At 66.8% G+C, this 11562-nt stretch carries 9 protein-coding genes and 1 tRNA gene; all 10 read left to right on the forward strand.

Features of this window, described 5'->3' with window-relative positions; genetic code table 11:
• The first annotated feature begins 68 nt into the window (after window positions 1-68).
• Window positions 69-848, forward strand: a complete 780-nt coding sequence (locus ACSQ3D_RS11420; RefSeq protein ID WP_436126962.1) for an enoyl-CoA hydratase — start codon at window positions 69-71, stop codon at window positions 846-848.
• Window positions 849-874: 26 nt separating this feature from the next.
• Window positions 875-951: transfer RNA gene (locus ACSQ3D_RS11425), tRNA-Met, on the forward strand.
• Between the two features lie 168 nt (window positions 952-1119).
• Entirely contained in the window at window positions 1120-1575 is a 456-nt protein-coding gene (locus ACSQ3D_RS11430) for a hypothetical protein (protein WP_436126963.1), read from the forward strand.
• 102 nt (window positions 1576-1677) lie between these two features.
• Window positions 1678-3021: a tRNA (N6-isopentenyl adenosine(37)-C2)-methylthiotransferase MiaB gene (gene miaB / locus ACSQ3D_RS11435; RefSeq protein WP_056418332.1), complete on the forward strand. Its 1344-nt coding sequence runs from the start codon at window positions 1678-1680 to the stop codon at window positions 3019-3021.
• 22 nt (window positions 3022-3043) lie between these two features.
• Window positions 3044-4510 carry a sensor histidine kinase gene (locus ACSQ3D_RS11440; protein WP_056417658.1) on the forward strand — a complete coding sequence of 489 codons (1467 nt, stop codon included), beginning with the start codon at window positions 3044-3046 and terminating at the stop codon, window positions 4508-4510.
• On the forward strand, window positions 4500-5192 hold the full coding sequence (locus ACSQ3D_RS11445) for a hypothetical protein (RefSeq protein WP_396503183.1): 693 nt from the start codon (window positions 4500-4502) through the stop codon (window positions 5190-5192). Before ACSQ3D_RS11440 ends, ACSQ3D_RS11445 begins: the two co-directional genes overlap by 11 nt.
• A 14-nt stretch (window positions 5193-5206) precedes the next feature.
• Window positions 5207-6625 (forward strand): sigma 54-interacting transcriptional regulator, encoded by a 1419-nt coding sequence (locus tag ACSQ3D_RS11450; protein WP_436126964.1) that lies wholly within the window; start codon window positions 5207-5209, stop codon window positions 6623-6625.
• A 181-nt stretch (window positions 6626-6806) separates the two neighbouring features.
• Window positions 6807-8384 carry a glucan biosynthesis protein G gene (locus ACSQ3D_RS11455; RefSeq protein ID WP_436126965.1) on the forward strand — a complete coding sequence of 526 codons (1578 nt, stop codon included), beginning with the start codon at window positions 6807-6809 and terminating at the stop codon, window positions 8382-8384.
• The gene (gene mdoH, locus ACSQ3D_RS11460; RefSeq protein ID WP_436126966.1) at window positions 8357-10429 is read left to right on the forward strand and encodes a glucans biosynthesis glucosyltransferase MdoH; all 2073 of its coding nucleotides are present in this window, start codon (window positions 8357-8359) and stop codon (window positions 10427-10429) included. Before ACSQ3D_RS11455 ends, mdoH begins: the two co-directional genes overlap by 28 nt.
• 261 nt (window positions 10430-10690) lie before the next feature.
• Window positions 10691-11530, forward strand: a complete 840-nt coding sequence (locus tag ACSQ3D_RS11465) for a C13 family peptidase (RefSeq protein WP_235504187.1) — start codon at window positions 10691-10693, stop codon at window positions 11528-11530.
• The last annotated feature ends 32 nt before the right edge of the window (window positions 11531-11562 follow it).

Consider the following 11562-nt stretch of genomic DNA (forward strand, 5'->3'; position numbering starts at 1 on the left):
CGCAATGCGGACCTGCTTGGGTATATTGCCGACAGCCCTTCACAACAAACCATAAACCAGGAGATACCATGGCCTACGAAACCATCGAAGTCCGCGTCGAAGCGGACAAGGTCGGCGTGATCACGCTGAACCGCCCCAAGCAGCTCAACGCCCTGAACGACCAGCTCATGAACGAGCTGGGCGCGGCCCTGAAGGATTTCGACGCCAACGAGGCGATCGGCGCCATCATCGTCACCGGCAGTGAAAAGGCATTTGCAGCGGGCGCCGACATCGGCGCGATGGCCAAGTACAGCTTTGCCGACACCTACAAGGGCGACTACATCACCCGCAACTGGGAAGCCATCCGCTCCATCCGCAAGCCCGTGATCGCTGCCGTGAGCGGCTTTGCGCTGGGCGGCGGGTGCGAGCTGGCGATGATGTGCGACTTCATCATCGCGGCCGACAACGCGCGGTTCGGCCAGCCCGAGATCAAGCTCGGCGTGATCCCCGGGGCCGGCGGCACGCAGCGCCTGCCTCGTGCGGTGGGCAAGGCCAAGGCGATGGACATGGCCCTCACCGGCCGCATGATGGACGCCACCGAAGCCGAGCGCGCCGGCCTCGTCAGCCGCGTGGTGCCCTACGACAAGCTCATGGACGAGGCCCTGGGCGCGGCCATCCTCATTGCCGGCTTCTCGCAGATCGCGGTGATGGCCGCCAAGGAATCGGTGAACCGGGCGTTCGAAGGCAGCCTGTCCGACGGCGTGATGTTCGAGCGCCGCCTGTTCCACGCCCTGTTCTCCACCCAGGACCAGAAGGAAGGCATGGACGCGTTCATGAACAAACGCACGGCCAACTTCACACACCAATAATTTTTGTTCTATAATCTTAGTCTTACGGTCGTATAGCTCAGTTGGTTAGAGCGCAGCATTCATAATGCTGATGTCGGTGGTTCAAGTCCACCTACGACCACCACATTCGAGTGACCGCCAAAAGCCCGCAACGCGCCAGTGATTGCGGGCTTTTTTGTGGCCGCGGCGCCCTTGCCGTGGCAGTAAGTCCTTGTATGAAAACGGTTTTTTGGGCCCCCTGGCCCGTAAAATCGGCCTCCCCCACCTTGTTACCAGCCTCTGGATACACACCATGAACCGCTGCACCCCTGCCCCTCACTCCCCCCCGGCCAGCACCGGCCGGCGCCTGCATGCTGCGCGTGCGCTGGCTGCGGCCAGCCTGTCGGCCCTCGCCTGCCTGGCAATGCCCGCCCATGCACAGGTCCAGCCCGGCCTGGGGGTGGCGCGCAACTTTCCGGACGCATCGCTGCGGGGCAGCCTGACCGTCCAGGGCGGCTCCGATGCCGTGCTCAACGGGCGCAACATCCGCATGGCGCCCGGCATGCGCCTGTTCAGCCCCCAGAACTCGCTGGTCATGCTGCACACGGTGCAGGGCCAGACCTTCAAGGTCAACTACCTGATCGAGAACAGCACGGGCATGCTGCTGTCCGCCTGGATCCTGACCGAAGGCGAAGCGGCCCAGCCGCGCAATGGCTCGGACACGATCCAGTTCAATTTCCGCACCGACTCGGACCCGACCAAGAAGTAGCCCCGGCATGGGCAGGCCCGCTGCGCGCCCGCCCACTGCCCTGCCCCAGTGGCCGCCCCACGCGCGCCGCCGCATCCACATTCGGACACGAGATTGATTGCCATGGCCTCCAAAAAAGTCTTCATCAAAACCTTCGGCTGCCAGATGAACGAGTACGACTCGGACAAGATGGCCGACGTGCTCAATGCAGCCCAGGGCTATGAGCCCACGCAGAACGTGGACGAGGCCGACCTCATCCTCTTCAACACCTGCTCGGTGCGCGAGAAGGCGCAGGAGAAGGTCTTCAGCGACCTGGGCCGCATCAAGCACCTCAAGGCCCGCGGCGTGAAGATCGGCGTGGGCGGCTGCGTGGCCAGCCAGGAAGGCGCCGAGATCATCAAGCGCGCGCCCTATGTCGACGTCGTGTTCGGCCCCCAGACCCTGCACCGCCTGCCCGAGCTGCTGAACCAGCGCGAACGGCTGGACCGTCCGCAGGTGGACATCAGCTTCCCGGAGATCGAGAAATTCGACCACCTGCCGCCGGCACGGGTCGAAGGCGCCAGCGCGTTTGTCTCCATCATGGAAGGCTGCAGCAAGTACTGCAGCTACTGCGTCGTGCCTTACACACGCGGCGAAGAGGTCAGCCGCCCCTTCGACGACGTGCTGGTGGAAGTCGCCGGCCTGGCCGACCAGGGCGTCAAAGAGATCACGCTGCTGGGCCAGAACGTGAACGCCTACCTGGGCAAGATGGGCGACACCAGCGAGATCGCCGACTTCGCGCTGCTGCTGGAGTACGTGGCCGACATCCCGGGCATCGAGCGCATCCGCTACACGACGAGCCATCCCAACGAGTTCACGCCCCGCCTGATCGACGCCTATGCCCGCATTCCCAAGCTGGCCAGCCACCTGCACCTGCCGGTACAGCACGGCAGCGACCGCATCCTGATGGCGATGAAGCGCGGCTACACCGCCATGGAATACAAGAGCACGGTGCGCAAGCTGCGCGCCATCCGCCCCGATCTGGCCATGAGCAGCGACTTCATCGTGGGCTTCCCCGGCGAGACGGAGGACGACTTCAACAAGATGATGAAGCTGATCGACGATATCCACTTCGACAACAGCTTCAGCTTCATCTTCAGCCCCCGCCCCGGCACGCCCGCGGCCGGCCTGCACGACGACACGCCGCACGACGTGAAGCTGCGCCGCCTGCAACACCTGCAGGGCGTGATCAACGCCAACATCAAGTCCATCAGCGAAAGCCGCGTGGGCACGGTGCAGCGCATCCTGGTGGAAGGCGCCTCCAAGCGCGACACCACCGAACTGATGGGCCGCACCGAGTGCAACCGCGTCGTCAACTTCGTGGGCCAGCCCCGCCTGGTCGGCCAGATGGTGGACGTGACTATCACCGAAGCCAAGGCCTACACGCTGCGCGGCGAAGTCCTCACCCACGAGGCCGCGCTGGCCTGAAACTGCAGGAACAGCCCCTCCCATGTCCGCACCCAGCAGTCCACCCAGCGCTGGCACGCCCAGGGCGGGCGGTCCGCTCAACGGGTTTTCCTTTCAGCAGCTGCTGCTGCTGGCCTTCCTGCTGATTGCAGGACTGCTCGGCGTGAGCTCGCTGCGGGCGCTGCACACGCTGGAGCAGCTCATGGTGCAAAGCCGGCACGGTTCCACCCATGCCACCGCCATGGGCACGGCCGCGCAGGCACTGAACCAGCGCAGCCAGGCCCTGGAGCGGGCGGCCCGGCAGTCGCTGGTGCTGCGCGATGCGCCCCTGCGCCGCAGCTTCGATGAGATGTCGATCGAGGCCTCGGCCATCCTGGACCAATTGCAAAAGGACGGGCTCCCCGAGGAGCAGGCCATCGAATGGCGCCGGCACCTCGATACCGTGAAGGAGTTGCTCAACGCCCCGCCTGAGCGCGCGCTGGACAACGAGCGGCTCGTGGCCGACGAGTTCGTGGCCATCGAGACGCTGAACCTGAACATCGCGCAGTCGATCCAGGACATCAATGCCCAGCGCAACCGCGAGCTGCAGGACCGCGTGGAAGCCAGCCGCCGCAATGTGACGCACCAGGTGGTGGGCGTGATCGTGCTGGCGCTGGTGCTGGCCCTGGCACTGGGCATCTGGCTGGCCCGTCCCTTCAAGCGCCTGGAGGGCGCCATCCGCCAGCTGGGCGAGAACCAGCTGGACGAACCGGTGGTGATCTCCGGCCCGGACGACGTGCGCCGCGTCGGCCAGCAGCTCGAATGGCTGCGCCTGCGGCTCCTGGAACTGGACGCCGACAAGGCGCGTTTCTTGCGCCACGTATCGCACGAACTCAAGACCCCGCTGGCTGCACTGCGCGAAGGCGTGGCACTGCTGCAGGACGGTGTGACCGGCGAGCTCAATGGCGGACAGCGCGAAGTGGCGCAGATCCTGCACCACAACACGCTGGTGCTCCAAAGCGAGATCGAGGCCCTGCTGCGCTTCAATGCAGCAGCCTTCGAGGCCCGCCAGCTGAAGCGGCGCGATACCGACCTGCTGGCGCTGCTGGAAGCGCAGGTGGAAAGCCAGCGGCTGCAGTGGCAGTCACGGGGACTCAAGGTGCTGGTGGAAGGCTCGCCAGTCTCGCTGCCGATCGATGCCGACAAGATCGCCTCGGCGGTGAGCAACCTGCTGTCCAACGCGATCCGCTTTTCGCCCAAGGGCGGAACCTTGCGCATCGTGCTGTCGCGCGCTGCGGGCACTGTCCGGGTGGATGTCATCGACCAGGGCCCCGGCGTGGCACCGGCGGACCGTGACCACGTCTTCGAGCCCTTCTACCGCGGCGTGCGCCAGCCGGACGACGCCGTGCGCGGCACCGGCATCGGCCTGTCCATCGTCCAGGAGTACATCGCAGCCCATGGGGGCACGGTGCGCCTGGTGGACGAAGGCGCCACATCATTCTTTCGCATAGAACTACCGCATGCAGCCTAGCGACCTTCATCTTTTCGCGGCCACGGAGCGCACCCGCGCACTGACGAGCCCCGCGGCAGCACTTCTTCCGCTGGCGGCGGCGTGGCTGCTGGTCGGCTGCGGTGCGACGGCCCCGCAGGCCGCGACCCCGCCACCGCCCCCCGTGGCCGCCGTGGCGCCGGCTCCGGTCGAGGTCAAAACGCAGGACCACACCCCGCGCGCGGAGCCCCCGCCGCTGCCCGCTCCCAGCCCGGTGCTGCAGGTCCTGGCCCAGACCGACCTGACCCTGCGCATGGGGCCGGCAGAGCTGGCAAGGGAAATCTCGCGCCTGAGCGATGCCGAAGAGGCCTCTGCCGAAACCCCGTTGCTGCTGGCGACCGCCCTGGCGCAAACCCGCCAGGCCGTGGACACGGCGCGCGCGCTGGGCCTGGTGCAACGCGTGCTCGCCAACCAGAGCGCGGCGTCCCAGGCACTGCACCCGCTGGCACGCCTGATGGAGGCCCGCCTGCTGAACCTGCGCCGGCTGGAAGACCAGCTGGACCGGCAGACGCAGCAACTGCGCGACGCGCAGCGGCGCAACGACCAGCTCAACGAGCGGCTGGAAGCCGTGCGCGCCATCGAGCGCAGCTTGACCACCCGCCCCCCGGTGCCAGCGGCCCCCGCATCCTCGCCCGGCAACGGCCCCCAACGTTCTGCCCCCTGACCTGCCCCATCACCATGCCCACCCACTCCACCCCTGCATCCCGCGCTGGCGCATCGGCCCGCATCCTTGTGGTGGACGACGATGCCGACATGCTGCGGCTGCTGTCGCTGCGCCTGAATGCCGCAGGGTACGAGGTGATTGCGGTGGGCTCTGCCGAAGCCGCGCTCGCGCAGCTCGACATGGCGCGGCCGCAGCTGGTGCTCAGCGATGTCCGCTTGCCGGGGCGCGACGGGCTCGCGCTGTTCGACGAAGTGCGCGCGCGGCACCCTTCGCTGCCGGTCATCCTGCTGACGGCGCACGGCACCATCCCGGATGCGGTGGAAGCGACTTCGCGCGGTGTGTTCACCTACCTCACCAAACCCTACGACGGCAAGGACCTGCTTGAGAAGATCGGCCAGGCCCTGGCGCTGAGCGCGCCGGCCGTGACCCACGCCCACGCCAACGACGCCTGGCGCGCCGAGATCGTGAGCCGCTCCAACCGCATGACCGACCTGCTCGCCGAGGCCTACATGGTGGCCCAGTCGGATGCGAGCGTGCTGCTGCTGGGCGACAGCGGCGCGGGCAAGGAACTGCTGGCCCAGGCCATCCACCGGGCGAGCCCGCGGGCCGCCAAGCCCTTTGTGGCGGTGAACTGCGGGGCCATCCCCGAGGCACTGCTCGAATCCGAGCTGTTCGGCCACGTGAAGGGGGCCTTCACCGACGCCACCAGCAACCACAAGGGCCTGTTCCAGGCGGCCGATGGCGGCACGCTGCTGCTGGACGAGATCGGAGACATGCCGCCGGCCCTGCAGGTCAAGCTGCTGCGCGTGCTGCAGGAGCGCGCCGTGCGGCCCGTGGGCTCGAGCCAGTCCACGCCCATCGATGTGCGCATCATCTCTGCCACGCACCGCGACCTGGAAGCAGCCATGGCCACGGCCCAGTTCCGCGAGGACCTGTACTACCGCCTGAACGTGGTGACGCTGATGCTGCCCACGCTGGCCGACCGGCGCGAGGACATCGCGCTGCTGGCGAACCACTTTCTGGACCGCCTCGCACGCAAGTACGACAAGCGCCTGTCGGGCTTTGCGCCCGAGGCCCTGAAGGCACTGACCATGGCCGCGTGGCCCGGCAACGTGCGCCAGCTGTTCAACGTGGTGGAGCAGGTGTGCGCCCTGTCCACCACGCCGCTCGTGCCGCTGACCCTGGTGCAGCGTGCGCTGCGCATCCCGTCGGCCCAGGTGCTCAGCTTTACCGAAGCGCGGCAGCGGTTCGAGCGCGAATACCTGGTGGGCCTGCTCAAGATGACCGACGGCAATGTCGCAGACGCTTCTCGCCTGGCCCAGCGCAACCGCACGGAGTTCTACCGCCTGCTGCAAAAGCACGCCCTCACCCCCGGCAACTTCAAGAGCGACACGGCGGGCGGCGATGATGTCGCCGAAGAGCGACACGACTAAGTCTTTGATTTTCAAAGCATTTTTTATAGGCAACGCCATACCTGTCGCCACACAGCGACAAAAACATGGCTTTTGAGGCAGCAGAAACTGCTTGCACAATCGCTTACATGTACATCAAGGCCTAAGTCGTTGATATAGAACAGTTTTTCAGAGCTGGCACAGGGTTTGCCCTATATGCCGCATGCAAGCTGTTTTTTCTCTCTCCTCGCCTTTGCTCCGGCATGCCCAGCGGACCGTCGGTCTGCTGGCGCTGGCTCTGGTGGCCGCGAAGGCCCAGGCGCAAGGCTTCGACTTCGACAGCGTCACCCGCCTCGCCCGTGAGCGTGCCGAGAAGCCCTATCGGGCAGCTGGCGACAAGCTGCCGGCCGACCTGGCCAAGCTCAACTACGACCAGGTGCGCGACATCCGCTGGCGCCCCGACCGCGCGCTGTGGCGCGCCGAGAAGCTGCCTTTCGAGGCCATGTTCTTCCATCTGGGCCTGTACCAGAAGGAACCGGTGCTGATCAACGAGGTCACGCCGCAGGGTGCCCGCCACATCAGCTACAACCGTGCCGACTTCGACTACGGCAAGAACCAGGTCAAGCCCGAGGCCTGGGGCGACCTCGGCTTTGCGGGCTTTCGCCTGCACAACCACCTGAACTCCAACGCCTACAAGGATGAGCTGGTGGTTTTCCAGGGCGCAAGCTACTTCCGCGCGCTCGGCAAGGGCCAGCAGTACGGCCTGTCGGCCCGCGGCCTGGCCATCGACACCGTGGGCGCGCCCCCCGGGCAGAGCGAGGAGTTTCCGCGCTTCACCGAGTTCTGGCTGGTGCGGCCCGATCCGCTGTCGACCCAGGTCACGGTGTACGCGCTGCTGGATTCGCCCCGCGCCACCGGTGCCTACCGCTTCGACATCCAGCCCGGCACGCAGACCACCACCACCGTGCGCAGCCGCATTTTTGTGCGGCCGGGCGCAGGCAAGCCCATCGGCACGCTGGGCATCGCGCCGCTGACGAGCATGTTCTTCTTCGGCGAAAACCAGCCCCGCAAGGATGACTTCCGCCCCGAGGTGCATGACTCCGACGGCCTGATGATCGCCACCGGCGAGGGCGAATGGCTCTGGCGCCCGCTGCAGAACCCCAAGCAGACCGTCGTCACATCGTTCGCCACCAAGAACCCCAAGGGTTTCGGCCTGATGCAGCGCGACCGGCAGTGGGCCAGCTACGAGGACGTGGAAGCCCGCTACGAACGCCGCCCCAGCGCCTGGGTGCGCCCCCTGAACGACTGGGGTCCTGGCCGCGTTGAGCTGGTGCAGCTCAACACCCCCGATGAAACGCACGACAACATCGTCGCTTACTGGGTGCCTGCCCAGTTGCCCGCACCAGGCCAACCCCTGGAGTTCGCCTACGAGCTGAGCTGGCAGGGCGACGAGCAACAGCGCCCCCCGGGCGGCTGGGTGACGCAATCGCGCCGCGGCATGGGCTACACCAAGGAAACCGCTGCCGCCCTGCGCCAGCAAGCCCAGTTCGTCGTCGACTTCGACGGCCCTGCGCTCAAGGCCCTGCCACCCGAAGCCGCCGTGAAGGCGGTGGTGAGCACCGATGCCAACGGCAAGGTGCTGGAAAACATCGTCTACCGAAATCCCGCCACCGACCAGTGGCGCATGACTGTTCGCGTACAGCGCCAAAAGGCCGATCGTCCGATCGAGCTGCGCGCTTTTCTTCAACACGACAACAACGCTGTGAGTGAAACATGGACGCACATCATTCTTCCCGAGTAAGCCCCGAGGCGCCCCATCGCTCCCCTGCCAAGGCAGCCGCGGCCGTGTCCACTGGCCAGCGCGTGCCCTATCTGCGCGCCGTGCCCAGCCCACGCAGCGTGGTGCGCGAAGAGCGCCACCCGAACGCTGTCACGGCGCCTCCGCTGCACCGCGGGTCGATGACCCCGGTCCCCTGGCGCGGCTTCTGGAACAGCCTGAGCACCGCCGTGCTGCTGCGCCTCACAGGACGCGCCCGCAATGCCGGCCCTGCGCAGCCCAAGGATGAGCACACCCAGGCCTGGCAAGGTGCGGCGCAGCGCCGCCGCTGGACATTCATGGTCTTGACGGTGCTGGCCACGGCGCTGGCCAGCCTGCTGTTCGCGGGCGTGCAGCCCACGTACGACAACCCCTGGCTGGGCTATGGGCAGATCGCCTTGTTCGCCCTGCTGTCGGCCTGGGTGGTCACGGGATTCCTGACCGGCCTGATGGGGTTCTGGGTGATGGTGCGCGGCGACAAGCATGCGCTGTCGGTGCGCAGCGTGACCGAGCACCACCTGGCGCCCGATGCGCGCACCGCGATCATCATGCCGATCTGCAATGAAGACGTGTCGACCGTGTTCGCCGGCCTGCGGGCCACGTGTGAATCCGTCGCAGCCACCGGGCACGGCGCCACCTTCGACGTGTTCGTGCTGTCCGACAGCTATGACCTCGCCATTGCCGCCGCCGAGCGTGCTGCCTGGGAAGAGCTGCGCAGCGCCCTGGCGCAGCACGGCCAGCAACCGCAGGTGCAGGTGTACTACCGCCTGCGCACCCGCCGCACGCACCGCAAGGCCGGCAACGTGGCCGATTTCTGCCGCCGCTGGGGCAAGGACTACCGCTACATGGTGGTGCTCGATGCCGACAGCGTGATGAGCGGCGACTGCATCGTCTCCATGGCCAAGCTGATGGAAGCCAACCCTTCTGCCGGCATCATCCAGACCGCCACGCAGGCCATCGGCCACGTCACGCTGCACGCCCGTGCGCAGCAGTTCGCATCCCGCGTCACCGGCCGCCTGTTCACGCTGGGCATGCAGTACTGGCAGCTGGGCGAGTCCCACTACTGGGGCCACAACGCGATCATCCGCGTGGCGCCGTTCATGGAACACTGCGCACTGGCGCCCATCAAGGGCACGGGCGGCCTGGCGGGCGGCATCATGTCGCACGACTTCGTCGAAGCCGCGCTGATGCGCCGCGCCGGCTACCACGTGTGGCTGGTGTCCGACCTGATCGGCAGCTACGAGCAGCAACCCCCTGACCTGCTGGCCGAGCTGCAGCGCGACCGCCGCTGGTGCCAGGGCAACCTGCAGAACGCCCGCCTGATGGCCGAACCCGGCATCCACCCTGTGCACCGCTCGATGTTCGTGACGGGTGCCATGGCCTATCTGTCGGCACCGCTTTGGCTCGCGTTTCTGACGCTGGGCACGGCACTGTGGCTGTCGGGCGCCAAGCTGGTGGCCGACTGGCACATCCTGCCGGCCGAGTTGCTGGCGCTGTGGGCCTGGACGCTGTGCTTGCTGTTCCTGCCCCGCATCCTGGGCGTGGCAGCAGTGTTCATGCGCCGCGAGCAAGCGCAGTACGGCGGCGCTTTCAGCCTGCTCAAGAGCGCTGTGCTCGAAAGCGTGCTGGCCATCCTGCAAGCGCCCATCCGCATGCTGGCGCACTCGCTGTTCGTGGTGATCGCGCTGACGGGCCTGAAGCTCGAATGGAAGTCGCCCCCCCGTGAGGCCCATGCCGTGCCCTGGCTCCACGCCATGCGCCAGCTGGCCCCCATGAGCGCAATCATCGCCGTGCTGGCGCTGGGTGTGGCCTTCATCGACAGCAGCGCGCTGTTGTGGCTCATGCCCGTGGGCCTGCCCCTGGCGCTGGCGATTCCGCTGGCAGTGGTGACGAGCCAGATTGCGCTGGGCAAGGCGCTGCGCGCGCAGCGGCTGCTGCTGATCCCCGAGGAATCGTGGTCGCCTCCCGTGCTGCGCCGCGCCTGGCTGCATGCGAGCCGCCTGGCGCAGCCCGCACTGCGCGCGGCGTGACCGCCCTGTGACCCACGTCACACCCCCACGAAGCCGGTGCATGCACCGGCTTTTTTACGGTGAATCCGCGGCAAATCGACATCCAGGTCCCGCGATTTGGATGCGGACGATCGATGCAAGCACTTGAAACACTGCCCTGACAACTGCGTCAGGGTGACAGCACTCCTTTAGGATACGGACGCTTTGGACTCGGCCGGACGCATGCTGCCACCGGGCAGCTGCCACCTTTCCATCCGTCTTAGCTTCTTGATCACCATGCCCATGTCTTCCCTCGCCCCCGACACCCTGAGGCGCTTTTTTCGAGTCGGCGCACTGGCACTGGCCACCGCAGCCGCGGGGTGCATCGCTCCACCGGCGCCGATGGCCGAAGCTCCCACCGCGCCCCAGGCTGCACCCGCGCCAGCACCGCCTGCCGAGCCACCGGGCCGCATCATCTTTGCCGGCTTTGCGATGCACTCGCAGTCCAAGGCCTTCCGCAACGACGTGTTGCTGGCTGAAAAGCTGGTCCGCGAGCTCGACGCCAACGCCTTGATGCTCAAGCTGGCCAACCCGGCCCGCGGCGAGAGCGCAGAGTGGCCGCAGGCGACGGTCGAAAATTTCGCATTGGTGATGTCCAAAATGGCCGAGGTGGTGCAACCGCGGGACCGGGTCTTGCTGCTGATCTCCACGCATGCCAACCCTGGCCTGCTCAACATCACCGTGGCTGGCAAGAACCAGCCGCCCATCACCCCCAGGTTGCTGAGCGATGCACTGGCGCCGCTGAAGGTACCGACGCTGGTGGTGCTGTCCGCCTGCTACAGCGGCGCATTCATCAAGCCACTGAGGGCGCCGAACCGCGTGGTGCTCACGGCCTCCGACACGCGCCTCACCTCGTTCCGCTGCCAATACGATGGCACCCACACGCCGTTCGCCGAAGCGCTGTTCGGCCAGGCAGACGCCGAGAACCTGTCAGTGACCGACTGGATGGATGAGGCCAGAAAATCCATCGCAGCCCAGGAAAAGCGCCGCAAGCTGCCCGCTTCCAGGCCGCAGGCCTTCATCGGCGAAGAGGCCAAGGTCTGGGCGGACCAGCCCTTGAAAGACTGGTTGCAGGCGCCCTGAGATCTTGAGCTGCGCACCGGACCGCACACAGC

This window comes from Acidovorax sp. LjRoot117, from assembly GCF_964252695.1.
GTDB lineage: Bacteria > Pseudomonadota > Gammaproteobacteria > Burkholderiales > Burkholderiaceae_C > Acidovorax.

Bases quoted from the DNA above. Each gene is read 5' to 3' on its own strand.
- ACSQ3D_RS11445 (WP_396503183.1), top strand. From the start codon at position 4,500: ATGCAGCCTAGCGACCTTCATCTTTTCGCGGCCACGGAGCGCACCCGC.
- ACSQ3D_RS11450 (WP_436126964.1), top strand. From the start codon at position 5,207: ATGCCCACCCACTCCACCCCTGCATCCCGCGCTGGCGCATCGGCCCGC.
- ACSQ3D_RS11430 (WP_436126963.1), top strand. From the start codon at position 1,120: ATGAACCGCTGCACCCCTGCCCCTCACTCCCCCCCGGCCAGCACCGGC.
- ACSQ3D_RS11440 (WP_056417658.1), top strand. From the start codon at position 3,044: ATGTCCGCACCCAGCAGTCCACCCAGCGCTGGCACGCCCAGGGCGGGC.
- ACSQ3D_RS11420 (WP_436126962.1), top strand. From the start codon at position 69: ATGGCCTACGAAACCATCGAAGTCCGCGTCGAAGCGGACAAGGTCGGC.
- miaB (WP_056418332.1), top strand. From the start codon at position 1,678: ATGGCCTCCAAAAAAGTCTTCATCAAAACCTTCGGCTGCCAGATGAAC.
- ACSQ3D_RS11455 (WP_436126965.1), top strand. From the start codon at position 6,807: ATGCAAGCTGTTTTTTCTCTCTCCTCGCCTTTGCTCCGGCATGCCCAG.
- mdoH (WP_436126966.1), top strand. From the start codon at position 8,357: ATGGACGCACATCATTCTTCCCGAGTAAGCCCCGAGGCGCCCCATCGC.
- ACSQ3D_RS11465 (WP_235504187.1), top strand. From the start codon at position 10,691: ATGTCTTCCCTCGCCCCCGACACCCTGAGGCGCTTTTTTCGAGTCGGC.